This window comes from Haloarchaeobius lipolyticus (assembly GCF_051208015.1).
Classification (GTDB): domain Archaea; phylum Halobacteriota; class Halobacteria; order Halobacteriales; family Natrialbaceae; genus Haloarchaeobius.
Map to the genome: position 1 here is coordinate 209,246 of NZ_JBPKGF010000003.1, position 22,734 is coordinate 231,979.

Annotated in this window: 24 protein-coding genes; 12 read left to right on the forward strand and 12 right to left on the reverse strand. The window is 64.4% G+C overall.

What is annotated here, in order from left to right:
• The first annotated feature begins 3 nt into the window (after positions 1 to 3).
• Positions 4 to 267, forward strand: coding sequence for a hypothetical protein (locus ACSC1Y_RS10925; RefSeq protein ID WP_435334876.1), 264 nt, complete (start codon positions 4 to 6; stop codon positions 265 to 267).
• A 97-nt stretch (positions 268 to 364) separates the two neighbouring features.
• Positions 365 to 1,048, forward strand: coding sequence for a hypothetical protein (locus ACSC1Y_RS10930; RefSeq protein ID WP_435334877.1), 684 nt, complete (start codon positions 365 to 367; stop codon positions 1,046 to 1,048).
• Between the two features lie 319 nt (positions 1,049 to 1,367).
• On the opposite strand, the gene ACSC1Y_RS10935 is transcribed toward ACSC1Y_RS10930, so the two are convergent.
• On the reverse strand, positions 1,368 to 2,627 hold the full coding sequence (locus ACSC1Y_RS10935; protein ID WP_435334878.1) for an eIF2B alpha/beta/delta subunit family protein: 1,260 nt from the start codon (positions 2,625 to 2,627) through the stop codon (positions 1,368 to 1,370).
• A gap of 125 nt (positions 2,628 to 2,752) precedes the next feature.
• On the opposite strand from ACSC1Y_RS10935, the gene ACSC1Y_RS10940 reads away from it, so the two are divergent.
• The 3 genes from ACSC1Y_RS10940 to ACSC1Y_RS10950 all read left to right on the forward strand — a co-directional run bounded on the left by ACSC1Y_RS10940 (position 2,753) and on the right by ACSC1Y_RS10950 (position 5,063).
• Positions 2,753 to 3,247 (forward strand): metallophosphoesterase family protein, encoded by a 495-nt coding sequence (locus ACSC1Y_RS10940; protein WP_435334879.1) that lies wholly within the window; start codon positions 2,753 to 2,755, stop codon positions 3,245 to 3,247.
• Between the two features lie 87 nt (positions 3,248 to 3,334).
• Positions 3,335 to 4,093: a coenzyme F420-0:L-glutamate ligase gene (locus ACSC1Y_RS10945; RefSeq protein ID WP_435334880.1), complete on the forward strand. Its 759-nt coding sequence runs from the start codon at positions 3,335 to 3,337 to the stop codon at positions 4,091 to 4,093.
• Positions 4,086 to 5,063, forward strand: a complete 978-nt coding sequence (locus ACSC1Y_RS10950) for a 5,10-methylenetetrahydromethanopterin reductase (protein ID WP_435334881.1) — start codon at positions 4,086 to 4,088, stop codon at positions 5,061 to 5,063. The genes ACSC1Y_RS10945 and ACSC1Y_RS10950 overlap by 8 nt, the downstream gene beginning before the upstream one ends.
• Before the next feature lie 54 nt (positions 5,064 to 5,117).
• On the opposite strand, the gene ACSC1Y_RS10955 is transcribed toward ACSC1Y_RS10950, so the two are convergent.
• Positions 5,118 to 5,378 (reverse strand): DUF8024 family protein, encoded by a 261-nt coding sequence (locus tag ACSC1Y_RS10955; RefSeq protein ID WP_435334882.1) that lies wholly within the window; start codon positions 5,376 to 5,378, stop codon positions 5,118 to 5,120.
• A 72-nt stretch (positions 5,379 to 5,450) separates the two neighbouring features.
• Here ACSC1Y_RS10955 and ACSC1Y_RS10960 point away from each other — a divergent pair, with 72 nt between their 5' ends.
• From ACSC1Y_RS10960 to ACSC1Y_RS10980, 5 genes are all read left to right on the forward strand, one after another.
• Positions 5,451 to 5,678, forward strand: a complete 228-nt coding sequence (locus ACSC1Y_RS10960; RefSeq protein WP_435334883.1) for a DUF7573 domain-containing protein — start codon at positions 5,451 to 5,453, stop codon at positions 5,676 to 5,678.
• Between the two features lie 238 nt (positions 5,679 to 5,916).
• Positions 5,917 to 6,909, forward strand: coding sequence for an AAA family ATPase (locus ACSC1Y_RS10965; RefSeq protein WP_435334884.1), 993 nt, complete (start codon positions 5,917 to 5,919; stop codon positions 6,907 to 6,909).
• A complete protein-coding gene (locus ACSC1Y_RS10970; protein ID WP_435334885.1) occupies positions 6,906 to 7,916 on the forward strand; it encodes a DUF58 domain-containing protein in 1,011 nt (336 codons plus the stop codon). Before ACSC1Y_RS10965 ends, ACSC1Y_RS10970 begins: the two co-directional genes overlap by 4 nt.
• The gene (locus ACSC1Y_RS10975) at positions 7,913 to 10,183 is read left to right on the forward strand and encodes a transglutaminase TgpA family protein (RefSeq protein ID WP_435334886.1); all 2,271 of its coding nucleotides are present in this window, start codon (positions 7,913 to 7,915) and stop codon (positions 10,181 to 10,183) included. Before ACSC1Y_RS10970 ends, ACSC1Y_RS10975 begins: the two co-directional genes overlap by 4 nt.
• 201 nt (positions 10,184 to 10,384) lie before the next feature.
• Positions 10,385 to 10,678, forward strand: a complete 294-nt coding sequence (locus ACSC1Y_RS10980; RefSeq protein ID WP_435334887.1) for a translation initiation factor — start codon at positions 10,385 to 10,387, stop codon at positions 10,676 to 10,678.
• A gap of 97 nt (positions 10,679 to 10,775) precedes the next feature.
• Here ACSC1Y_RS10980 and ACSC1Y_RS10985 read toward each other — a convergent pair whose 3' ends face one another.
• The 8 genes from ACSC1Y_RS10985 to ACSC1Y_RS11020 form a co-directional block, all read right to left on the reverse strand.
• Entirely contained in the window at positions 10,776 to 11,129 is a 354-nt protein-coding gene (locus ACSC1Y_RS10985) for a rhodanese-like domain-containing protein (protein WP_435334888.1), read from the reverse strand.
• A 200-nt stretch (positions 11,130 to 11,329) separates the two neighbouring features.
• Positions 11,330 to 12,673 carry a thermonuclease family protein gene (locus ACSC1Y_RS10990; protein WP_435334889.1) on the reverse strand — a complete coding sequence of 448 codons (1,344 nt, stop codon included), beginning with the start codon at positions 12,671 to 12,673 and terminating at the stop codon, positions 11,330 to 11,332.
• Positions 12,674 to 12,739: 66 nt separating this feature from the next.
• Positions 12,740 to 13,276, reverse strand: coding sequence for an NUDIX hydrolase (locus ACSC1Y_RS10995; protein ID WP_435334890.1), 537 nt, complete (start codon positions 13,274 to 13,276; stop codon positions 12,740 to 12,742).
• Positions 13,277 to 13,326: 50 nt separating this feature from the next.
• Positions 13,327 to 13,740: a DUF5809 family protein gene (locus ACSC1Y_RS11000; RefSeq protein WP_435334891.1), complete on the reverse strand. Its 414-nt coding sequence runs from the start codon at positions 13,738 to 13,740 to the stop codon at positions 13,327 to 13,329.
• 24 nt (positions 13,741 to 13,764) lie between these two features.
• Positions 13,765 to 14,196: a DUF5810 domain-containing protein gene (locus ACSC1Y_RS11005; RefSeq protein WP_435334892.1), complete on the reverse strand. Its 432-nt coding sequence runs from the start codon at positions 14,194 to 14,196 to the stop codon at positions 13,765 to 13,767.
• A 45-nt stretch (positions 14,197 to 14,241) separates the two neighbouring features.
• Positions 14,242 to 14,712, reverse strand: a complete 471-nt coding sequence (gene rimI, locus ACSC1Y_RS11010) for a ribosomal protein S18-alanine N-acetyltransferase (protein WP_435334893.1) — start codon at positions 14,710 to 14,712, stop codon at positions 14,242 to 14,244.
• Entirely contained in the window at positions 14,709 to 15,197 is a 489-nt protein-coding gene (locus ACSC1Y_RS11015) for an HPP family protein (protein WP_435334894.1), read from the reverse strand. Before ACSC1Y_RS11015 ends, rimI begins: the two co-directional genes overlap by 4 nt.
• A gap of 68 nt (positions 15,198 to 15,265) precedes the next feature.
• Positions 15,266 to 17,233: an aconitate hydratase gene (locus ACSC1Y_RS11020; protein WP_435334895.1), complete on the reverse strand. Its 1,968-nt coding sequence runs from the start codon at positions 17,231 to 17,233 to the stop codon at positions 15,266 to 15,268.
• Between the two features lie 527 nt (positions 17,234 to 17,760).
• Here ACSC1Y_RS11020 and ACSC1Y_RS11025 point away from each other — a divergent pair.
• Positions 17,761 to 18,267 (forward strand): deoxyuridine 5'-triphosphate nucleotidohydrolase, encoded by a 507-nt coding sequence (locus tag ACSC1Y_RS11025; protein ID WP_435335159.1) that lies wholly within the window; start codon positions 17,761 to 17,763, stop codon positions 18,265 to 18,267.
• Between the two features lie 40 nt (positions 18,268 to 18,307).
• Here ACSC1Y_RS11025 and ACSC1Y_RS11030 read toward each other — a convergent pair whose 3' ends face one another.
• Positions 18,308 to 19,165: a LolA-like protein gene (locus tag ACSC1Y_RS11030; RefSeq protein WP_435334896.1), complete on the reverse strand. Its 858-nt coding sequence runs from the start codon at positions 19,163 to 19,165 to the stop codon at positions 18,308 to 18,310.
• A 270-nt stretch (positions 19,166 to 19,435) separates the two neighbouring features.
• Between ACSC1Y_RS11030 and ACSC1Y_RS11035 the strand changes: the two genes are divergently transcribed.
• Positions 19,436 to 20,572 (forward strand): PQQ-binding-like beta-propeller repeat protein, encoded by a 1,137-nt coding sequence (locus ACSC1Y_RS11035; RefSeq protein ID WP_435334897.1) that lies wholly within the window; start codon positions 19,436 to 19,438, stop codon positions 20,570 to 20,572.
• A 121-nt stretch (positions 20,573 to 20,693) separates the two neighbouring features.
• Here the strand turns inward: ACSC1Y_RS11035 and ACSC1Y_RS11040 are convergent, their stop codons facing one another.
• Positions 20,694 to 22,733, reverse strand: a complete 2,040-nt coding sequence (locus tag ACSC1Y_RS11040) for an LVIVD repeat-containing protein (RefSeq protein WP_435334898.1) — start codon at positions 22,731 to 22,733, stop codon at positions 20,694 to 20,696.
• Position 22,734: the final 1 nt, after the last annotated feature.

Below are 22,734 nucleotides of genomic sequence, written 5' to 3' on the forward strand. Positions count from 1 at the left end.
TCAATGAACCGAGTAAACTGGCCGACCTGGCTGATGGTTTTCTCACCGTCGATGGTGGAACAGTACGGCCGTGAGTGGGTGCGTGATTTGCCGGCAGCACACATCGAAGAATTCGATGATGGGGCAATTCTGGTGATTGCAACAGACGAATTTGTCAACCTTGATTCGAGTCACCATTCTAATTTAGATATTTCAGTCGCTGAGATGATCTCTAAAGCGATGAAGCCGATCGAGGCTGCGTTCGAGGCGCTATCTGGAAGCACATGAATTGACGAAGAGACAATAATACGATATTGCTGGTTCTGCCTCCACTTTGGCTGGTCTCCGCCAAAAGGACAATATTCTACGAGCTCCGGATAGACATATGACAGATTCGTATATCGACGTAAGTTTAGTCTACGATAGAGTGAGTGAGAGCATTTTCCAGCAAATCCTTAACATCCTTGAAATTAATGATGTTGACTATTTTGAGAAAAGTAGTGATTTGGCTAAACTGAGAGGTGATTTGATTGGCTGTCTTTTAAATATTCGCTCTGAATATGAGCATAGACTTGTGTACGGTGGTAATATCATCACGCTCACCATATATTGTAATGAGCTTTGTTCCGAAATTGGTCCTCGGGTATTTAATAAAACGATAGAAGTGGTGTCATCCATTTACGAAGCGACTCTGCCAAAATATGTCTTTGGAATGCATGAGTGGCGGATGAACAATATTGAGAGTGGAGGTGGGACGGAGGAGTATCAATTTCCATCCCCTGTGAGTGAGAGTGGACTGGAAAATGATAGAATCAATCATCCTTCGTGGCTGATGCTGTTCCCACCTGAGATGGTCGAGGAATACGGTCGCGAGTGGATTCTAAACCTCCCAATTGAACGCGTTGAGGAACTCGGAGACGGAGCGATACTGATGGTTGCAACTGAAGCATTCATTGGTCCAGACGCTCTTGACCGACCGGATCTACATGTTGATCCTGACACCGCTGTTTTCCAGATTATCGATAATGCGATGGGTCCGGTTGAAGCTGCATTTGATGGAGTAATATAAGTATAAGGTGTCGAGCAAATCGACCCCGAGAGGTGCCCGGCATCCTCATATTAACTACTAACAGAAACCGGCTCCCAGTGGGGGTAACCCTCGTCATCGCCACCGTGAGTGAGGTAACTCCCCTCGGACGAAAAACGCTTTCGAGTGACCATAGTCAACTTCTTCCGACCTATCCGGTCGTTCAAGTACCATCACGCCTCCAGACTCGCCATCCTCTGAGAACTGCCGTCCGGCGAGTCGAGGCGGGTGTGTGGCGCGCCGCCGGACGAAGACCGCATGCGCCGCCTGTTCGCCATTCGTTCCAGCGACGCCAGTCCAGCTACGCCTGCCAGGACGCGTACCCGCGGAGCTCCTCGGCGAGCTCGCGAATCTCTTCCGGCGAGCGCTCGCCACGCTCCGTCACGATGGCGTCGACGAGGTGGCCCGGCGTCTCGTCGAAGATGGGGTTGAACACGGTTATCGGCGCGTCTCCATCGTAGACCATCGACCGGCGGCCCGTCTCCAGGTTCACGGACTCGTCGACGCTGACCTTGTCCGTCGCGGCGACGACGTACAGGGGGATCTCCTCGTGGGCCGCGGCCAGCGCCGCGGTCCGGGTCCCGGTCTTGTTGACGACGGTCCCGTCCGGGAGGACGGTGTCAGCGCCGACGAGCAGCACGTCGATGTCCTCCGAGGCGAGCACCTGCGCGACGGCTGCGTCGGGAACCAGTGTCACCGGGAGCTCGTCGACGAGCGACTCAGCGACGCCGACGCCCTCGCCGCCGGGTCGGGATTCGAGGACGAACAGCTCCATCGGGTCGGCGTCCGCGAGCGCCCTGAGTACGGTCCCCGAGCGCGAGAGCGTCAGGACCGAACGGTCTTTGACCAGTGCAGAGGCCCGAACCGCGGCCTCCGTGTCGGCGCTGGTCGCCCGTCGAATCTCCTCGATGGCCGTCTCCTCGACGCTCGCCGCACCTCGGTCGGCGGTCGCCAGCACGCGGTTGACGCGGTTCTTCAGGACGGCCATGCTCGGGCGAGCGCGGAGCAGACGCGTCCCGAGGTCGGACAGTTCGTCCCACGCCTCGTCGTCGGACGCACCCTCGTGGACGAGCAGGCCGGCACGGTCGCGGAGGACCTCAAGCGCGCGAATCGACAGGTAGGCGGCACCGTGGTCGGTATCCGCGGTCACGCTCCGGACCGATGGTGCGACCCGCTCGTAGGCCGCCCAGAGCTCGGGTACCGTCTCGCGCCTGAGCAGTTCGGTCGCGGGGACCCACTCGAAGTCGTCGTGCTCGTCGCTCAGTTCTATCTCGCCGTCGTTCGCGTCGAAGAGGTACGGGTGGACGACCCAGTCGCGCTCAAGGTCCTCGTCAGTGAACCGGACGAGCGATCCGGAACGGACGAGCGTCACGTCGGCGTCGTCGAGCCCAGTCTCTTCGCGGATCTCGACGAGGACCTGCTCGTCCGGGTCGCCCTCCGCGAAGCCCGAGACGCCACCCCACAGTCCGGTGTACGTCCCGACCGCGTCGGAGCGTCGCAACAGCAACAGCTCGCCCTCGTTCCGGAGGAACGCTGTCACGACGTGGGTTCCATCTGTCATGCCAGAAGCGACGACTTCCGGGTTCCTCAACGTTGCCCTCTTCGGCTGGGGCCGTCGGCTGCTCGAAGGTAGAACCGTCTCCCGGTTCCGGTGGGATTTTCAGTCCCTGCCGACCATCCTGCGACATGGTTCGAGTGGCCATCATCAGCGACACGCACGTCCCCTCTCGTGCATCGGCGATTCCCGACTGGGTCGTCGACGAGTGCGAACGAGCAGATCACGTCGTCCACGCCGGAGACTTCGATTCGCCGGAGGCGTTCGACACCGTCCGGTCGTTCGCGCCGGAGCTGACCGCAGTCGCGGGGAACGTGGACCCCGGCTCGCTCGGCTTGCCCGAGGTCGCCGTCCTCGAACTGGGCGGCGTGACGTTCGTCGTCACCCACGGGAGCGGCCCGAAGGCTGGATATCGCCGGCGCGTTTCGAAAGCGGTTCGAGAGCACGGCGGGGGCGACGCCGTCGGAATCGCAGGCCACACCCACGAGGTCATGGACGAGGAGGTCGACGGCGTTCGGTTACTCAACCCGGGGAGTGCGACCGCGGCTCGACCAGCGACCCGGGCGACGATGTACGTCGTCGAGGTTGCCGATGGCGAACTCTCGGTCGAACTTCTCGAGGGGTGAGGCGGGACGAGTCGAGCGAGACCGGCCGTACCGGCACGCGTTTCCAACATCGGCGGTCTTTTCCTCCGCGCTCGCACAGTGGCCTGCATGGAACTACTGCCCGTCCCAGACGTCCCGGAGATCCGGGAGGGGGACGACCTCGCGGCCATCGTCAGCGACCGGTGCGACCTCCGGGCCGACGACGTGGTGGTCGTCGCCTCGACGATCGTCTCGAAGGCGGAAGGGCGGACCGCAGACCTCGCCGACTTTCCCGCTGGTCCACGAGCGAGAGAGATAGCCCGCCGGCTCGAGGCCATCTCGGGCGACGAGAAGGACCCGCGGTTCGCCCAGGCCGTCCTCGAGGAGTCGACGGAACTGGTGATGGAGGAACCGTTCTTGCTCACGGAGACCCGGTTCGGTCACGTCGGCGTCAACGCAGGCATCGACCGGTCGAACGTCCCTGGGAACGACCTGCTGTTGCTCCCCAAACAGCCCTCGGATAGCGCCGCCCGAATCAGCGACGGTCTCCCGCACGAGAATCCCGTCGTCGTATCGGATACGAGCGGCCGGCCGTTCCGGCACGGGCAGACCGCGGTCGCCATCGGCTGGGCCGGGATGCCGGCCAACCGGGACTGGCGCGGTGAGAACGACCGTGACGGACGCGAACTCGGCGTGACGGTCCAGTGCGTCGTCGACGAACTCGCGTCCGCCGCGAACCTCGTCGCGGGCGAGGGCTCGGGCGGCACGCCGGTCGTCGTCGTCCGGGACTGGGAGTTCGGCGAGCTCTCGGGCCACGACCAGGTGTTCCGCGACGTCGACTCCGACCTCGTCCGGCAAGCACTTCGGGGGTGGGAGTTCGATGGATAGACTCGGCATCGAACTGACGCCGGAGCACCCGCTCGACGAGCTGCTCGAAACGGCGCGGGTGGCCGACGACGCTGGCTTCGACACGCTGTTCGCGTCGTCGCACCACTTCAACCGGGATCCGTTTCTCGTCTGCGATCGAATCGCTCGCGAGACGACTCTCGACGTCGGACCCGGCGTCGTCAACCCGTACGAGACCCATCCCGTCTCGCTCGCCTCGCGGATGGCGACGCTGTCGGAGACGACCGACGGACGTGCCGTCTTCGGCATCGGGGCGGGCGACCGTTCTGCCCTGTCGAACCTCGGGTTCGAGCACGACCGGCCGCTACGGCGGGTGCTGGAGACGTTCAAGGTCGCCCAGCAGCTCTGGGCGGGCGAGCGCGTCGACCACGACGGCACTTTCGAGGCGACTGCCGCCGAGTTGAACTTCGACGTGGGCCACATCCCGGTCTACGTCGGTGCACAGGGGCCGCACATGATCCGGATGGCTGCCAAACACGCCGACGGCGTATTGCTCAACGGCTCACATCCGCGGGACTTCGAGTGGGCTGCAGACCGCGTCGACGAGGGCCTCGACCAGCGACCTGACGGCCGCGGCGAGTTCGACTTCGCGGCGTTCGCCAGCGTCTCGGTGGCCGAGGACGAGAGTGCGGCACGAGAGGCTGCTCGACCGCCGGTCGCGTTCATCGCCGCTGGCGCAGCCGATCCGGTGCTCGACCGCCACGACATCGACCACGATGCGGCACAGACAGTCGGTGAGGCGTTATCGGCGGGTGACTTCGAGACGGCGTTCGGAGCGGTGACGCCGGCGATGCTCGACGCGTTCTGCATCGCAGGGACGCCCGAACAGGTCGGTGAACGGGTAGCCGCGGTTATGGAGTACGCGGACAGCTTCGTCGCCGGCACCCCGCTCGGTCCGGAGCCGACGACGGCGCCACGGCTCGTGGCCGAAGCAGTCGAAGAGTACGTCTGAGAGGCCGGTCGCGGAGGACTCTGAGAGACCGGTCTGTTCCTGTGGCTGTCGTGCTCAGTGCGACTCGTTGGAGTCCATCGTCCGTGGCGGCGAGCGGGTGAAGCCACGGGTGAGTGCGCTGCCGAGTCCACCGAGCGTGAGCAGGCCGAAGACGCCGCCGGAGAAGGCGAGCAGGAGGCCACCGATGGCGAGCAGGGCGATTGACAGGGGGTCGCCGTTGGCCGCGACGCTGGTGAAGCCCTCGATTATCTGCTCTATGTTGTGTACCGGGTCGGTCGCGCTCTGGAAGACGACCGACGCGAGTCCGTTTGCCATACCTGCAGGTTCGAGTGCCGATACTTGATTCTGTCCGTTGGCCTCAAGAGTGGGGGCGTCGTACCGGTCCTCGTGACACGAAACTCGTCGCTAGACGACTTCTCCGGTGGTGATGGCGATCTCGACGAGGAGGCAGAGACGCCGACGACAGAGGACGCGCCGGTTGCTGCGACCCAGCCAGCGGTGACGACCTACCGGTGGTCACCGGAGGGTCGGAACTGCGCCGCCTGCAGCGCGACGGTTCAACGACTCTGGCGCGACGGGAACGAGTTCGTCTGCCCCGACTGCAAGGAATGGTGAGATAACCGGGGAGCGACCGGATATCGACGCTTCGTGGAGACCCATGCCCACGCACAGCAACGTTACAAGCCTGGGGCCGCAACAGACCTGTACGACAGCACAAGCGCCGGTGGGTTAGTGCTCGTTGCGGTGGCAGCGAGCATGACAACAGGAAAGCATTTACGGTCGTACAACGCAGGCCGTGACAGCGACCCTCCAACCGGACAGCAATCGGCCAGTCTGGCCAGCAACCCTCACCATGACGGACGCCAACACATCTGACGCTGCGCAGCAGCCGAGTCGCCCTGAAACCAGCCTCGACCCGCTCTCTATCGACGAGGCGGCGCAAACGAGCCGCGACGTTATCGAGAACGTCGAGGAGGTCATCGTCGGCCACCACGATGAGATCGAGCACGTCGTGACGACCATTCTCTCGCGCGGGCACGTCCTCCTCGAGGACGTTCCCGGCGTCGGCAAGACGATGCTCGCCCGCGCCATCGCTGCGTCTATCGACTGTTCGTTCAAACGTGTACAGTTCACGCCGGACCTCCTGCCCTCCGACATCACCGGTGTCAACGTCTTCAACCAGAAGACGCGTGAGTTCGAGTTCCAGCAGGGACCGGTGTTCGCGAACATGGTCCTCGGCGACGAGATAAACCGCGCCCCCCCGAAGACGCAGTCCGCCCTACTAGAGGCGATGGAGGAGGAGCAGGTCACCGTCGACGGGACGACCCGCAAACTGCCACAGCCCTTCACGGTCATCGCGACGCAGAACTCGGTCGAGCCGAACCGGACCTACGAGCTGCCGCTCGCCGAGGTCGACCGATTCATGAAGAAGCTTCACCTCGGCTATCCGACGCAGGACGAGGAGTCGGAGATGCTCGCTCGGGTCGTCGGCCACCACCCCATCGAGACGCTCGAACCGGTCACGGACGTCGAGACCATCCGGCAGGCCCGCGAGACGGTCTCTGGGGTGACGGTGAAACCGGCGGTCCGAGACTACGGGACGCGTATCGCGGCGTACACCCGCGAGCACGCCAAACTCGGTGTCTCGCCCCGAGGGACCATCGCCCTGTTCCGTGCCGCCCAGGCCCGTGCCGTGCTCGAAGGTCGCGGATACGTCGTCCCGGAGGACCTTCAGGTCGAGGCGCCACGGGTCCTGAGCCACCGTATCCGACTCGCCGCGAGTGGTCCTCGCGACCAGGGCGTACAGGTCGTCGAGGATGCACTCGACAACGTCCCGGTCGAATGAAGCTCACACGCCGCGGTATCGGCGCCACGGTCGTCGTGGTCGTCGGTATCGCCATGGCAGTGCAGTTCGGGTCACGCCAGCTCGGAGCCATCATCATCCCCATCGTGGTGGCGCTCCTCGGTGCGGTCATCCAGCTGGTCATCACCGGCCAGCCGACGCTCTCACGACGCGTGCCGAAGGAGGGGTACATCGGTGAGGAGCGCGAGGTCGGTATCTCCTTCGACGTCTCGTCACCGGTCAGCGCAAGCGTCTACGACGAGCTGCCAGAGGGACTCGAGAGTGCCAACAACGGATTCGACGCGACCATCGGTACTGGCGAGTTGGGGTACGACGTCGAGTATCTCAGCCGAGGAGAACACGTACTCGGACCACTCACGCTGACGGTTCGAGATGTTCTCGGTCTCGCCGAGCGAAGCTACACCTATACGACCCGTGATACCGTGCTCGTGTACCCGCAGGTGTACAGCCTCACCGGGGCGACCCGGCACGATCTGAACCTCCTGCCGGAGGGAGCACCGGAACACAACCGCGAGGAGTTCGACTCGCTCCGCGAGTACAACCGCGGTGACTCCCTCCGTGACGTGCACTGGAAGTCGAGCGCCAAGCGGCTCGACGACGACCTCGTCGTCAAGGAGTTCATCGCCGAAAACGACCTCGGCGACGTCCGCATCGCCGCAGAGGCCGCAGACGGCTGGGACGACGAGATGGCCGAGGCGACGGCGAGCATCGCGCTCTACCTCCTCGACGCCGGCATCAACGTCGACCTCGCAACTCCCGCGGGGGAGGTCCACGTCGGCCCCGGGGGGGACGACCGCGACGAACTGCTCCGCCACCTCGCGACGGTCGGTCCCGGGCAGGTACCCGAGTCGTACCACGACGAAGCAGACGTCGTCATCGTCGCCAGCGAACAGACCGACGTCACCATCCGGCTTCGTGACAGCGAGGTCCCGTTCGAGACGTTCCTCGGTGACGATTCGACCGCAGCAGAGACGGAGGTGGCCGCATGAGCACCGGAACCCGCCGACGGTCCGCCACGTCGGACGCGACCGAGCACGACGAGGTGAACTGGTTCCGGTTGCTCGCCCTCGGCGGACTTGCGGTACTCACCGCGACGTGGGTGACGGTGCTGTACAAGCTGACCCAGACCGTCGGTGGGTCGACGACGCTGTTGCTCGTCGTGGTCGGCTGTATCGCCCTCGCGGCGGTCCTCTCTCGAACCATCGACGAGCAGGTCGCCGCCCTGTTGACCACCCTGTTGCTCGTCGGGAGCTACGGCTTCTACATCCTCTCGACGCCCAACGGGCTGGAGGTACTGCTCAAGGCGAGCGACAAGATCGTCGCCGACACCATCTCCCTGTTGACGGGACTGACCATCCTCCGGCTGAAGGCGGCGAACCTCTGGATTCTCGGGTTCGCACCCGCACCGGCGTTCTTCTCGTGGTACCTCGCGTTCCGACGACGGTACGTCTGGGGCGCAGTCGTCGGGGGACTCGCGTTCCTGGTCCTCGTCCTGACGGGCGACGCGGCGACCTACCTCGGAAACGAGGGCTGGCTGCTTCGGGGGATGCTATTCGGCGGCACCCTCGGCGGCATCGCGATGATCGGGTTCGGTGAACTCGAACAGCACGGCGGCTCGATTCTCCAGGCCGACGTACTCGTCGTCCTGTTCACGCTGATGCTCATCGCGTCTGCCATCCAGCTCCCGTTCACCGGGCAGGCGCTTCGGCTGGTCGACGACGGCCCCAACACCGTCGAAGGAAGTCTCACGAGCGCCCCCGGTGAGACCACCATCCAGGGCCCCATCGAACTCTCGCCGGAGGTTCGGTTCACGGCGAAGATGGACGAGCCGCAGTACATGCGCGCCGGCATCTACGACCGGTTCACCGGCGGGAAATGGATACGGACTGGTAGTACCCAGCCGTATCCGAACGGACTGCGAGCTCCGCCGGGGAACACGACGACGGTCAGCCAGCTGGTGACGGTGAAGTCCAAACTGAACCTCATGCCAGCGGCGAACCAGCCCGTCCGCGTCGACGGGCAGGTCCAGGAGTTCACGCAGGTTACCGAGCACGGGGACATCCGCGCATCGGTGACGTTCCAGACGAACGATTCCTACCGCGTCATCAGCGAGGTGCCCGTCGCGGACCCGGCGACGCTCCGGCAGAGCGGGACCGACTACCCGACCGAGGTTCGCGAGGGCTACCTGGCAGCGGACAAACAGCCCGACTTCTCGAGGGAGTTCGACCGGAAGACGCAGGCCATCGTCGACGATGCCGGCGCGACGAACGCCTACGACAAGGCCGTCGCCATCGAGCGGTGGCTCGAAGAGAACAAGGCGTACTCGCTCGACGTCCAGCGTCCCTCCGGCAACATCGCGGAGAAGTTCCTCCTCGAGCGCGAAGAGGGCTACTGCGTCTACTTCGCGACGACGATGACGATGATGCTCCGCTCACAGGGCATCCCCGCCCGGTACGTCGTCGGCTACACGCCTGGCCAGCAGATAGACGAGAACGAGTACGTCATGCGCGGACTCAACTCACACGCGTGGGTCGAGGTGTACTTCGAGGACGTCGGCTGGGTCAAGTTCGACCCGACGCCGGCCGATCCCCGCGAAGACGCCGAAATCCAGCGCATCGAAGACGCCCGCGACGATGGTGAGGAAGGCGTCGATACCGATGGCAGCGAGAACGTTCCGCTAACGACGACGACCGCAATCCCCACCGACCGGACCTCGGTCGACCAGAACCAGACGCGCTCGTTCCGAGACCCGAACCTCGGGACGGAGGTTCCGTCCAGTGACGGGAACTTCACCTCATTCCCGAGTGCGAGCACGAGCGACCGTCCGGGCGGTGGCGGCGGATTCGACTTCGGTCCGGAGCAGCAGAGACTGCTCGCGTTCGGTTTCGTCGCCATGGTCGGCCTCGCGGCCAGTGCACACCGAGCTGGCGTGACCGGGGCCGTCCAGCGAGAGGCGAAGATGCGCTGGCAAGGGACTCAGCGCGATCCGGAGACCGACGTCGAGCGCGCCGTCGAACGGCTCGAACTCCTGTTCGAACGGAAGTACCGGCCGCGTCGGACGAAAGAATCACCGCGGACCTACATCAGGAAGCTATCCATCTCCGGTGTCGATGCCCGGGCAGAGCGGGTCGGTGAACTCCACGAGAAGGCGGTGTACGGTCACGGGGTCTCCCGTGAGGAGGCGAACGAGGCGGTCGAGCTGGTCGATGCTATCGTCCGGTCTCACACGCCACTGCTGCGGAGATTCGGACGCTAATACGCACTTTCTCGTCCCTGTCGGTCGGCCCGTCTCCACCGCATCTCGGCTCCTGCCCGTCTCTTCTTCTCGTCGCATCCGCGTCGAAGCAGCGGAGCCGACCCGGACGGCGTCCTCTGCGCCTGTGCCGGTACGTTTCTCCCTTTTGAAAAAGCTTGTCGACACTGTTTAGTACCTTACTCACGAAAGTGAAGCCGTAAAATGTCCGAAGTCTGCTCGACGTGTGGATTGCCTGAGGAACTCTGCGTCTGCGAAGACGTCGCCAAGGGTGATACGGAACTCACAATCCGCATTGACGAGCGCAGATACGGGAAAGAGGTAACGGTCATCGAAGGGTTCGGTACGAAAGACGTCGACCTCGATAGTCTCTCGTCCGACCTGAAGTCGAAGTTCGCCTGTGGTGGCACGGTCGAGAACGACCACATCGAACTCCAAGGGAATCATTCCGGTCGGATCGAGGACTTCCTCCGCGACCGCGGTTTCAACGTCGCCTGAACCCTCGGCCGTACCCCGTGTCTTTTACATCACTGTAGCGACTGCACCGTCTGAACGATACCGGATACCTACTTCGTCGCCAGCGAGTCGAACTCGGTCAGAACGGTGCCGGACCTTCGTCTTCGTCGCCGTTGTCTCGTTCCGTCTGCGTCAGTTCTCCGTCCCACGCCTCGAGCCCCCCAGCCATGCTCTCGACGGTGCCGTGGAAGCCTTCGTACGATGCGATGAGGTTCGCCGCCTGTACACTGGCCTTTCCGTGGGGGCAGACGGTGACGACGCGGTCGCAATCGTCGAACCGGTCGACCTCCTGCGTGAGCCGATGGAAGGGGAGATTGGTCGACCCCGGGATGTGACCGCGGTCGTAGCTCAGTTCGTTTCGGATGTCGACGACGCAGACCGACCCTGCGTCGACGAGTTCTGCCACCTCGTCAGGGCGTATTTCGCCGTCCATCTTCGGTTCCGTGTTGGCAGGCGTTCCGGTTAAGGATGCTGGAGCCCGGGAACCGTGGTCTGGGTTCAAGTACGATAGGGCGGCAAGACCGTTCGATGCGCTGATCGTCGCCCTCCGCCGAACGAGGCGGGTGTCCGGTGCACCGGTGGAGGGGAGCGATGCACCGGCTGTTCGCCCACTCGCCCTGATACCGTCGAGCCTCAGCTGTAGGGGTCGAACAGCGGGAACGACGCGTCGACGTTCCCCGTCGTGACGAGGCTGCTGTCACCCCGTCCACTGCCGGCGTTGTGCTGGTCGTCGAACACCTGGTCCCCGTTGAGCCGGAGATCCGAGCCGAGGTCGGCCGCGAGCGCGTCGAGATTCGACCGGGCCGTGCTCGACGCGAGCGCGCTTCCGAGCAGCAGCACGGCGCCGCCGTTCGAGACGAACGAGGAGAGCGCGTCGACCTCGCTCGTGGTGAACGCCTGCGGAGGGTTCGTGATGACAATTCCTCGTGCCGTCGAGAGGGCGTTGTCACCCTGCCCGTCGAGTGTGTTCACCTGCTCGAAGGCGATGCCCTGTCCCTCGAGGTAGCGCTGGTAGTGGACCGCGTCCTCGTTCGAGAGCGCGTTGTCCGCGTTGAACTGGCCGTGACCACCGTCGATGAGGAGCTGCCCCGACTTCGAGGAGAGGTAGTCGACGAGGTTGGTGAGGAAGACCTCGTGCTGGCCGACCGCCTGGTCCTCGAACGACTCGTCGATGGAGAGGCCGCCGACCATCGCCACATTCGCGCCCTCGTCGAGGCCGACGAGCGGAATCTGCGAGTAGCTGACGCCGCCGTCGAGCTGCTGGTACGCCGAGGACTCGGCGAAGACAGGTACGCGAGCGGGGTCGATAGCTCCGGCGTCGGTCCGTACCGAGGAGACCTTCGGGAAGAACAGCTCGGAGACCGGATCGTCGTCGACCTCGCTCGTGTTCGCCGGGTCGCTCTGACCCCAGACCCCGGCACCAGCGGACTGCGCGTCGTGCTCAGCCTGCCAGAAGTCGTCGTGCTGGGTCAGGCTGGAACCGTAGACGCGGGCGTAGCCCTGCTCGATGAGGTCACGGTTGTAGAGCGTGTCGTAGGTCCCGTCTCCGGTCGAGTCGTACCTGATGTACGCCAGTAGCCGGCCGTACGGGTCGACTTCGTCCTCCTCCGCATCGACGGCTATCTGTACCGCCGTCCCGTCGGGGAACAGCGACTGCGCGTAGTCCTTGGCGTTCTCGCCCCAAGAGGTAAGGTGCTTGTCGTCCTCGATTCCTTCCCACTCGGGGATGGACTCGTACTTCCCGTTACGCTTCGTCTCGGGTGTGTCGACGCCGAGGACGCGGATCTCGTAGTCCGTCCCGTCGCTGTCGAGCGTGACGTCGATCGTGTCGCCGTCGGTCACGTCGGTGACGGTTGCGTCGTACCACGTGCCGGGTTCGAGCTGGCTGTCCGCCGCCGCTACGGTGTCGACGGCTCCGATGCCGAGTGCAGTGATACCTCCCGCTGCGACCGTCCGAAGTAGGTCTCTTCGGTGCATCCGGATAGGCGTGCACGGGGCAGGTAGTTAATTCCAACTAATGGAAATCTCCTTTGGAGGAGTCAATCACAGGAAGCCGTCTTCCTTCGCCAGCAACAGCCCCTCGATCGTCGCGTCGTTGGTCGGCTGCTCCCGTGCACGAGAGAGCGCGTCTTCGAGCGGAACTCGCCGGACGGTGATGAACTCGTTCGAATCGAGCTTGCGCTCGCCTGACTCGAGACCCTCGGCGACGACGAGGCCTCGGCGGTGCCGGAGGACGCCCGTCGAGCACCAGCACTCCTGCAGGAGGGTCACCTCGGACGGGTCGAAGCCCGTCTCTTCACGAAGCTCCCGGGCACCTGCCTCCTCGTACGACTCACCGTCTTCGACGATTCCGGCCGGGAGTTCCAGGTGCGTCTCGCGGATGGTCGGCCGGTACTGTTCGACGAAGATAACCTCGTCGTCGTGCAGTGCGACCACGACGACCGCCGACGGCAGGTCTGCCCAGTAGTAGTCCTTCTCGGTCCCGTCGGGCTGTTCGACGCGGTCGTAGCCGCCGGTGTACCAGCCGGTCTCGTACTCGACGGTCGACTCCAGAACTGGCCATGTTCTATCGTCTGTCATTTTTGGCATCTGCGACGGCCAGTCGGTAAACCGTACCGTTTCTCGAGACCCTACAGCCGGTCCCGGTACAGCTTCCCCAGTGCTTGACGGCGAAGGGTTCCGACGGCGGCGTCCTCCTCCTGCTGGAACGTCGCAGCGACGGCCTCGTTCGCGAAGGGGGCGACGTGCCAGACCACGTTGTCCACGTTCTCGTTCCCCATCTCGAGCACCTCGCCGTCGAAGCCGTCGCGCCACTCGTCGTACTCCGCTCGAGAGCCGACGTGAACTGCGAGTTCGGCCGCGAAGAGCACGTCACGGGCGGTCGCCACGACATCGGTGTCGACGCGGTCGCGGTACTCCTCGCGGTCGAACTGCATCGCTTTCGCGACCTCCTTCACGACGAGCTGGGCGGTCGGGCCGACAGACTCGTACGCGTCGCGGGCCTCGGCCTCGGTCTCGGGAGTAAGGGTTCCGACGGTGTGCATGTCCGAGACTCGTGGGTCCGGCGGTTACTCGTTTTCGGTGTCTGCCGCATCGTCCGCGTCGTCATCGTCGTCCAGCGCTGCCTCTCGGTTCTCGCGCATCTGTCGCGTCAGTTCGCGTGCTTCCTCGATAGCCGCCTCCTGTGACGAGGTGAGGTCACCGCGGCCCTGCTGGATGCCACCGGCCTGTTCGGCGACGGCGTCCTCGAACGACTGGCCGTGCTGGTGGTCGTGCCCGTCGGTCGTATCGTCGAAGACGCCGTCGAACTCGGCCTCCTCGACGTGTTCGGCGACGACCGGTGCGAGCGTCTCCGGGTTGGAGCCACCCCAGTCGGGGGCGTGCTCGTCGAGCCATTGCTCGTGTTCGTCGGCGTGTAACATCGCGGTGAACGCGAGGTGGTTCGCGAGGTGTTCGGCGTCGGCGTGGGGCACCTCACAGACTGGACAGGCGTATCCCATGGTCGACGGCAGGAGAGCGACGCGTAAAACGGTGGCTTTCGACGATTACAGCGACTTGACCATCACGAGGGCGTTCTCGCCGTCGTCGTAATACCGGGGGATGGTTCGCAGTGTCTCGAAGCCGAAATTCTGGTAGAGCGATTTGGCTGTGTCGTTGCTTGCGCGGACCTCGAGTTTCACCGAGGCGGCGTTCTGTGCCGACAGCGCGGCGATGGCGCGGGCGAGCAGCCTGCGTCCGATTCCCTGACCGCGGCGGTCGGGATGGACCGCGAGGTCCTTGATGTGTCCCAGGCCCCGACCGTGGTTGGGGATGCAGTCCGCGACGACGTAACCGGTCACCTTCTGGCCCTCCGTCGCGACCAGAAACCCCGGCTCGCCGAGGAAGCCCTGGAAGGCCTCGAAGGGCCAGGGCTGCGGGAACGACGTTTGCTCGATGCGGTAAACTGCGAGCAGGTCGGCCTGCTCGGCTTTCCGTATCGAACTGTGGTCTACAGGGTCCGGCGCCGTCGTGGTCACTGAATACCCGTTCGCGCCCGGTAGCCATCAATGATACGGGTAGATAGTTCGAAGACCGTATACAGTAGCACCACCGCGGCCACGAGAACCAGCACCTCTCCGGGTGTGGGGAGGAGTCCGAGAGAGACGATGAGCGTCGTCGCACAGGCCGGGGCGTGGACAGTTCTGGTCTGCAGCATACCTGCCGTCGTCGCCGCCACCGCGACGGTCCCGGAGAGGGCGAGCTGTGCGGAACTCACCGCGAAGGGGGCAGACTCCGCGGTGGCGACCAGTCCACTTGCGAGCAGGTGGTAGGACGCGAAGCCGGCGACCGCACCGACCGTGTGCCCGCCGACGACACGTCTCGGGCCGGGGTCGTCGCCCATCGCGAGGACGAACGCGGTTGGCCCCAGACTCGGAAAGACGAACGGGAGACCGGTCACCCAGGCGACGAGTCCACACGCGGCGAAGAGGCTTCCGGCGACAGCACTCTCGAAACGGGCCATCACGACGGAGTCGCTGCTCCACGGGCTTCAGCGCGTCGAAAGAAAGGAGAATCGGGGTCGTTCTACGTTCAGTCGTCCGCAGGCGCAGAGCCGCCGGTGGCGTGCTGCTTCGTCCACGGGAGCTTGCCGCCGAGGGCGAGCATGTCGCGCTCGCGCTGGGAGGCGTCCAGCGTCGCCGTGAACTCCCAGTCGTCGTTCACGCGGACCGTGAACTCCTCCTGGCCGGACTCGACGCCCTCGCGGACGTCGTCGACGACTTCGATGTCGTCGCCCTGGTCGAGCTTCTCGTACGTTTCCTCGTCGATGAGGTACGGCACGATACCGAAGTTGAACAGGTTGGCGCGGTGGATACGAGCGAACGACTGTGCGAAGACGCCCTCGATGCCGAGGTACATCGGACACATCGCGGCGTGCTCACGCGAGGAGCCCTGCCCGTAGTTCTCGCCGGCGACGAGGAAGCCGCCGTCGGATTCGAGTGCGCGCTCGGCGAACGTGTCGTCGACGCGCGAGAGCGTGAACTCGGAGAGCTTCGGGACGTTCGACCGGTACATCAGGATGTCCTGCGTCGCAGGGATGATGTGGTCGGTCGTGATGTTGTCGTCCATCTTGAGCAGTGCTTCGCCTTCGAGCTTGGCGTCGAGTTCGTCCTTGAGCGGGACGTCGCCGATGTTCGGGCCCTTGACGAGGTCGTCGTCGACGGCCTCGTCGGGCGTGATGAGGTCTGCCTTCGAACCGTTGTACTGGTCGGGGAGCTCGAAGCCGGGGGCGTCGAGGTCGCCGAGTTCGTCGGCGAGGTCGCGCGGGTCGACGATCTCGCCCTTGAGGGCGGCTGCCGCGGCGACTTCCGGGCTGCAGAGGTAGACGGAGTCGTCCTCGATACCGGAACGACCCTCGAAGTTGCGGTTGAAGGTACGCAGGGAGACGGAGTCGCTGGCGGGGACGTGACCGATGCCGATACAGGCACCACACGTCGCTTCGGAGAAGTTGACGCCGGCGGCCATCATCTCGGCGACCCAGCCCTGACGGGCCAGCATCTCCGAGGCCTGCTTCGAACCGGGCGCGACGATCATCTCGGTCTTCTTGTTGATCTCGCGACCCTCGAGCATCTTCGCGGCCGGGAGGATGTCCTCGTAGCCACCGTTCGTACAGGAGCCGACCATGACCTGCTCGACGGACTCGCCCGCGACCTCGCGGACGGGCACGACGTTGTCGGGCATGGACGGGCACGCGATGAGCGGCTCGATGTCCGAGAGGTCGACGACGATCTCGTCGGCGTACTCGGCGTCGTCGTCCGGGACGACCTCCTGGAAGTCGTCCTCACGACCCTGGCGCGCGAGGTAGTCCTTCGTCTTCTCGTCGGTCGGGAAGATAGAGGAGGTCGCACCGAGTTCGGTACCCATGTTGGTGATCGTGGTGCGCTCCGGTACGGAGAGCGTCTCGACACCGGGCCCGGTGTACTCGAGGACCTTTCCGACGCCACCCTTCACGGAGAGGCGGCGCAGCATCTCGAGGATGACGTCCTTCGCGGAGGACCACTCGGGAAGCTCGCCTTCGAGTCGGACGTTGACGACCTCCGGCATCTCGATGTAGTACGGCGCGCCACCCATCGCGACGGCGACGTCGATACCGCCGGCACCGATGGCGAGTTCACCCAGGCCACCGGGCGTCGGCGTGTGGGAGTCCGAGCCGAGCATCGTCTTGCCGGGCGCGGCGAAGTTCTCCTTGTGGACGTTGTGGCAGATACCGTTGCCCGGGCGGGAGAAGTACGCGCCGAAGGTACCAGCAGCAGAACGGAGGAAGCGGTGGTCGTCCGTGTTCTTGAAGTCGAACTGGTAGGTCTGGTGGTCACAGTACTGAGCGGCGATCTCGGTCTGGACCTCGTCGAGGTCCATCGCCTCGAACTGCAGCCACACCATCGTCCCCGTCGTGTCCTGCGTCAGCACCTGGTCGATCTCGATCCCGATCTCCTCTCCTGTCTCGAGTTCACCCTCGACGAGGTGCTCCTCGAGAATCTTCTCGGTAAGCGTCTGTCCCATAGCACACGGAAATCGACTACCCGCGACCATAAATCCAGCGTGTTTGTGGATGGACGACCGTGCAGAATTCGCCGCGAGTGCTGTCGTTTCGCGCAATGTTTGCCGAGCGGGCGTGTCGTGCCATGCTGTGTCATGGCTCATTGCTGGCCGCCACAGGGTGGATGACTGGTCCGAATCAGCCGGCTGGCGCGCGCTTGCGAGCGTGTCTCGCGCTAGCGAGGCCGCGAGCCGACATCGTGCGAGGGACGAGCACTGCACCGAGACGCAACGAAGTGGAGTCGAGGGAAGCGCGCAGTCGGCTGGGGAGGAGAGCGAGGCGACGCAGTCGACTCGTGGCGAGCGGGCCACCGCGTGGCCCGTGAGCAGTGGTGCGGAGCTGTGCGGGGCGGTCTCTCGGGTCCGTCGTGGTTCGTGACCTGCTCCTCGAAGGGAGAGTCGGCAACGACGACCGCAGAAAACACGTCGCCGACAGCTCCGCCGCCACCATCTCTCCTCATCCACTCGAACGACGACGACTCGCAAGCTACATTCACCACCACCGGAACAGACTCCGTATGTACCGTTCAGGTGCCTTCGTCGCAGAACACGTCTCACCCACCACGGACGAACAGGTCCAGCCGAACGGCGTCGACCTGACCCTCGACGCCGTCTTCGAGGGCCGTGAGCCGGGCCGAATCGCCCGCGACGGCAAGGAGATCGCCGACCGGAGCGAGGTGGAGCCCGAACAGTACGAGGACGACTCGCCGGAGACGTACTACCTCGAGCAGGGCGGCTACGTCGTCCGCTACGCCGAAACCATCCACATCCCCGAGGGGCACGTCGGCTTCCTCTACCCGCGTTCGTCGCTGCTGCGCAACTCCTGCATGCTGAACACGGCAGTCTGGGACGCGGGTTACGAGGGCCGCGGCGAGGGCCTGCTGCAGGTCCACCAGGACATCGAGATAGAGGAAGGCGCACGCATCGCCCAGCTGGTGCTCGCGGAGGCGAACCACGAGGGCGAGTACGACGGGAGCTACCAGGGCGAGAACCTGTAGGAACCGAATCGAGACCGTAGGAACCGAGGAGAGAACCGCGTCAGAACCAGTCGAACAGCCAGCCCGACTGCACCGAACTGCTGCTGCCGGAACCGTCGTTCCCGCCGTCACCGCCGGTCGACCCGCTGGCCATGCCGGCGCACGGGCCAGCCTTCTTGCCGTCCTTCACGGCCTCCTTCGGGAGGGTCACGGGGTGGCTGGTGTTGTAGTCCGAGAAGGACATCTCGACCTTCATCGTCGCCTCGCGCCCGCTGACGACGTAGGTCGCGGACATCGCGGACTTGAGCAGGTTCTTCGAGTCCTTATCGACGAACTGCCGGTAGGTCACGTTGCGGAACTCGACCTCATCGCCGCTCTCCTGCTCGCCGACGAGCTTCCGGATCGCCTCGTTGTCCGGCTTGACCTCGATGACGTAGACGGCCTGCCCGTCGAGGGTCCCGTTCGTCACGGTCGCCGTCGAGGAGTTGAGCAGCTCCTGCTGCGTGCTGAGGTTCGCGCCGCCGCGCCACGGGCTGCGGTCGGTCGACTTCTGCTCCCACGTGCTGTTGACGTGGATGCACTGCTGGTCGCCGATGACGTACGCCCGGCTCACCTTCTTCGAGGTGGTCGAGTTCGTCCGGACCGTCGTCGTCATCGGGTCGGCGGACATCCGCTGGGCGGTCCGGTTGACCGTCCCGACCGCCGTCGACGTGAGGTTGTTGCCGCCGAACTCGATGGTCGTCGTCATCGAGTAGTTGTACGACTCGACCGACGACAGCTGTGCTACCGCGTCTGCCTGTATCTCGTCCGCGTCCGGCACCTCCTTCTCCTCCTGGTCGGCGACGAAGGCACTACAGCCGGCGAGTGCCACGAGGAAGGCGAGAGCGAGAGCGGAGAGAGCGTGTGTCCTGCGATTCATGACGGTGTTAGTCGCGTGCCACGTTCTACTGCCCAGTGCGCTACAACCTTTTTGGTCCGGGCGTGGATTTCGAGTGGAGTCACACGTTCTGGTGGAGTGGAACGAACCGAAGAGTCCTGACAGGTGAGACTACAACAGTTCCCCGTTCTCGTGGAGGGGAACGACTTACAAACGCGAACACGTATGTAGAAGAACATGAACCGGTGTCGGAGGCGGGAATTCGTAAAATCGGGTACGTTCGCCGCTCTATCGCTGTCTTCTGGTTGTAGTATGCTGCCTTCTCGGGGCCAGAAGCCCTCGACCCCTGCTCCCATCGATAGTTCGACGGTAGATGGATGGACGGCGTTCGCTTCTGATTACGAGCGAACGAACGAACCGACGAATCCAGGGGAGCTTCCAGAAGATGCAGCCGTCGAACCATTCGTCGACGGCGGCCAGTATCTCGAGCAAGAACCTATCCTCACGTCAAGCGGGCTCTGCCTCGGAATAGATGGAACAGAGGACCAGAACAGGAAATCTGGATTTCATGCGTTCGACCACGACGCCGAACGACTCTGGGTCGTCGAAGAGGAAAAGTCGAAGGCGACACCGACGCAGGTCGGCGAAACGATATTCCTCACGAGTGGAGGCTCGACCAGAGCAGTCGATGCGGCGACGGGCGAGGCGTACTGGTCACTCCCGCATGGAACGGGACGGCCGCAGAGTAGCCCTGGATTCGCTGACGGCGACCTGTACGTGTGCTCGGATGGCGTCGTCGCAGTCGATGCAAGAACTGGAGAGATTCGCTGGACGGCTGGCGAAGACCGTTCGCAACCGATGGGTATCGCGATTTCTGGGAAGGCGTTGTACGTTACAGCAGGAGACAGCGGCTCTGGAGTCGTCTACCGGGTCGACCGTGAATCGGGGAATCTAGATTGGATTACGAATCTGCAGAACCCGTCGTACGCAGTTCCGGTGATCACTGACCATGGCATATGCATCACCGAAACGAACGGGACGCTCCGGTTGCTCGGTGACGTGGCTGGAATCGAGACGTGGGCGTTTCCTACAGGGGAGAACAACCAGGCCCACCCTGCCTACAGCGAGGGCACGGTCTATTTCGTCCCCACGAGCGGGGAGCGATTGTACGCCATCGACGCCAAGAGTGGCGCTGTAAACTGGGAATTTGGCTTCGACGGCGGCGGACCGCAGACACCGACTGTGATGGACGGATTCGTGTATTTCCCAACTGCGGCTGCTGGCGGAACGGTCCACAAAATCGACGCAGAGACAGGGGAGGAAGTGGCGGACTGGGCCCTCCCCCAGAAACCGTCGTCCAGTCTCGTGATTTACGAGGATACTGGCCTCATCAGTACTGGTGTAAGCGAGACCGAGAGTGTCGTCTACGTTATCACCGATTCTACCTGACCATCGAACATTTGGCCGGGACAGTTCTGGAACGCCTGGATGGGAAGATAGCCGAGTAATCGACGGGATTCTGCGTAACTGAACAGGGGATTCGATGTGGTGAAATCCAGCCGAGGACAGACTACTCCCGCGTCTCGACCGGGTCCGTCACCGTCGTGGCGTCGAGGTCCTCACGCAAGTCCTCGTCCAGCACCTCGGCCGGGTCCGAACTCCCACGGTCACCAGGCAGCAGTCCCAGCAGCCGGTTCCGCACGCGGTAGCCGGCACTTCCCGCGCCGATGACGCCGAGTGCCCCCAGGCTCGCCGACGACGCGCCGAGCACCGTGTTGTCCTCGGTGGTGTCCGGCACCTCGGTCCACGAGGCGCCGTCGTCGGTGCTGACGGAGACCGGGCCGAACGAGTAGGAGGCGGTCTCCGCCAGTCCGGTCGGTGCCTCGACGAAGTAGGTCAGTTCGCCGCCGTCGGTCGGGCTGTCGAACTCGACGGTCGTCCGGCCGTTGACCGTCTCGGTCGAGACGGGGTCGCCGCCGATGACGGTCCACTCGGCCGGAATCTCGTCGCGGACCCGGGCCTCGGTGTCGGCGGCGATGGTCAGGTCGATGCGGTTGGTCTGCCCGCCGGTGAAGACGCTCCCGTCGTCGCTCCGCTCGGCCGTGACGTAGCTCCCGCCGTCGGCGTTGAACGGGATGTACTCGTGTCTGAGGGCGTAGACGCCGGAGTTGATGTCGGCGGCGAAGGTGATGCCGTCGCGCTCGACGGCGCCCCAGGTGAACGGCGCGGCCGAGTTGAGCCCCTGCATCTTCGAGTCCTCCGGCACGTCCTCGTGCGGGAGGTAGTAGCCCTGGTGGCGGAGCAGCCAGTCCTCCGTGTCTATCTCGAGGTAGCGGACGCCGCCGTGGTAGTGGGCGAGGTGGACCCAGCCGTCCTCGGTCACGTCGAAGTTGTGCGGGCTCAGGGTGAAGTTGTCGAACGAGGTGTTCGACAGGAGCTCCCACTGGTCGAGTTCGACGAGGTTCGGCGAGCCGTCGTAGCCGTCGTCGAGGCCGTCCGCGTCGACGAGGTAGACCTTCCCGGAGGAGCCGTCGCTAACGCTCGATACCTCCTGGCCGGCGACGACGACGCGTTTGCCGTTCATGAGGACCGGCGCTGGCTCGGCGTAGTGCGAGGCGTCCATGTCGAACCAGCCGATCTCCTCGATGTTCGCCGGGTCGGAGAGGTCGAGCACGCGCAGGCCCTGGTCCCAGTACGAGAGGTAGCCGGTCGGCTTCCCGGTCCGCGGGTCGTCCTGGACCGTGATGTCGTGGATGTACAGCGTGCCGCCGGTGCCTGCACCGCCGTCGCCGTCGAGGGTCCAGCGGTTCTCCAGCGTGAACTGGCCTGTCGTCCGGTCGAAGTGCAGGACGTACAGCCCGGCCGTGCCGTCGTTCAGGTCCTTGCACGCGAAGACGTAGTCCTCGCCGCCGATTCGGTGGTAGGTCGCGTTGTGGCTCCCGGTCGTCCAGGCGGTGTAGGCGCCGACGACCTCCGGGTTGCCCTTGTCGCTCACGTCGACTGCGGTGACGCTTCCCGCGGTCGCGCTGTTGGACTCGCCCTCGTCGCCGGGTGTCGGGTCCGTCTCGTTGAAAAGCGCCGTGTAGGGCTGCTTCGAGAGGAAGACGTACTTCCCGTCGGCGGAGACCTTGACGTCCATCACGGCCGATGCCGGGTCGTCGTTGCGGACGAAGCTGAGGACGGTCAGCTCGGCGTTGCGGAGCTCCGAGAAGGACTCTGCGTCGGTGAAGTCGGAGATGTCGAGGATGGCCATCCCGCGGTCGTTCGTCGGGTCGTCTGAGCTGAAGAAACCGACGTAGGCGAAGTCGCCGTGGGTTCGAATCTCGGTGATGGCGCCGTAGTGCGGCTCCTCGGGGCGGCCCGCGTTGCTCGAGGTCCCGACGCCGCCGAGGCTGTGGTAGTCGAGCTTCTCGACGTTCTCGCTGTCGGTGTGCTGGCTCGGGTCGGTGTGGTCGTGGTCGCCGCTGGTCGAGGTACTACTGCTCGAGCTCCCGCTGAACTCGTGGGCGCTGGCGGTGCCCGAGGCGGCGAGGCCGAGGGCGCTCGCGGCGGCGGTCTTGATGACGGTGCGTCGGTCGAATCCGGTGTCGGTGTCGTCGTGGTCTGTCATG

What these genes read in the sequence shown, in the direction of transcription:
- ACSC1Y_RS11000 (WP_435334891.1), bottom strand. Translation starts at nt 13,740, where the DNA reads ATGCACACCGTCGGAACCCTTACTCCCGAGACCGAGGCCGAGGCCCGC.
- ACSC1Y_RS11035 (WP_435334897.1), top strand. Translation starts at nt 19,436, where the DNA reads ATGCTGCCTTCTCGGGGCCAGAAGCCCTCGACCCCTGCTCCCATCGAT.
- ACSC1Y_RS11020 (WP_435334895.1), bottom strand. Translation starts at nt 17,233, where the DNA reads ATGGGACAGACGCTTACCGAGAAGATTCTCGAGGAGCACCTCGTCGAG.
- ACSC1Y_RS10990 (WP_435334889.1), bottom strand. Translation starts at nt 12,673, where the DNA reads ATGCACCGAAGAGACCTACTTCGGACGGTCGCAGCGGGAGGTATCACT.
- ACSC1Y_RS10935 (WP_435334878.1), bottom strand. Translation starts at nt 2,627, where the DNA reads ATGACAGATGGAACCCACGTCGTGACAGCGTTCCTCCGGAACGAGGGC.
- ACSC1Y_RS10980 (WP_435334887.1), top strand. Translation starts at nt 10,385, where the DNA reads ATGTCCGAAGTCTGCTCGACGTGTGGATTGCCTGAGGAACTCTGCGTC.
- ACSC1Y_RS11040 (WP_435334898.1), bottom strand. Translation starts at nt 22,733, where the DNA reads ATGACAGACCACGACGACACCGACACCGGATTCGACCGACGCACCGTC.
- ACSC1Y_RS11015 (WP_435334894.1), bottom strand. Translation starts at nt 15,197, where the DNA reads ATGGCCCGTTTCGAGAGTGCTGTCGCCGGAAGCCTCTTCGCCGCGTGT.
- ACSC1Y_RS11005 (WP_435334892.1), bottom strand. Translation starts at nt 14,196, where the DNA reads ATGGGATACGCCTGTCCAGTCTGTGAGGTGCCCCACGCCGACGCCGAA.
- ACSC1Y_RS10950 (WP_435334881.1), top strand. Translation starts at nt 4,086, where the DNA reads ATGGATAGACTCGGCATCGAACTGACGCCGGAGCACCCGCTCGACGAG.
- ACSC1Y_RS10925 (WP_435334876.1), top strand. Translation starts at nt 4, where the DNA reads ATGAACCGAGTAAACTGGCCGACCTGGCTGATGGTTTTCTCACCGTCG.
- ACSC1Y_RS10985 (WP_435334888.1), bottom strand. Translation starts at nt 11,129, where the DNA reads ATGGACGGCGAAATACGCCCTGACGAGGTGGCAGAACTCGTCGACGCA.
- ACSC1Y_RS10965 (WP_435334884.1), top strand. Translation starts at nt 5,917, where the DNA reads ATGACGGACGCCAACACATCTGACGCTGCGCAGCAGCCGAGTCGCCCT.
- ACSC1Y_RS10940 (WP_435334879.1), top strand. Translation starts at nt 2,753, where the DNA reads ATGGTTCGAGTGGCCATCATCAGCGACACGCACGTCCCCTCTCGTGCA.
- ACSC1Y_RS10945 (WP_435334880.1), top strand. Translation starts at nt 3,335, where the DNA reads ATGGAACTACTGCCCGTCCCAGACGTCCCGGAGATCCGGGAGGGGGAC.
- ACSC1Y_RS10970 (WP_435334885.1), top strand. Translation starts at nt 6,906, where the DNA reads ATGAAGCTCACACGCCGCGGTATCGGCGCCACGGTCGTCGTGGTCGTC.
- ACSC1Y_RS10955 (WP_435334882.1), bottom strand. Translation starts at nt 5,378, where the DNA reads ATGGCAAACGGACTCGCGTCGGTCGTCTTCCAGAGCGCGACCGACCCG.
- ACSC1Y_RS10975 (WP_435334886.1), top strand. Translation starts at nt 7,913, where the DNA reads ATGAGCACCGGAACCCGCCGACGGTCCGCCACGTCGGACGCGACCGAG.
- ACSC1Y_RS10930 (WP_435334877.1), top strand. Translation starts at nt 365, where the DNA reads ATGACAGATTCGTATATCGACGTAAGTTTAGTCTACGATAGAGTGAGT.
- ACSC1Y_RS11030 (WP_435334896.1), bottom strand. Translation starts at nt 19,165, where the DNA reads ATGAATCGCAGGACACACGCTCTCTCCGCTCTCGCTCTCGCCTTCCTC.
- ACSC1Y_RS10995 (WP_435334890.1), bottom strand. Translation starts at nt 13,276, where the DNA reads ATGACAGACGATAGAACATGGCCAGTTCTGGAGTCGACCGTCGAGTAC.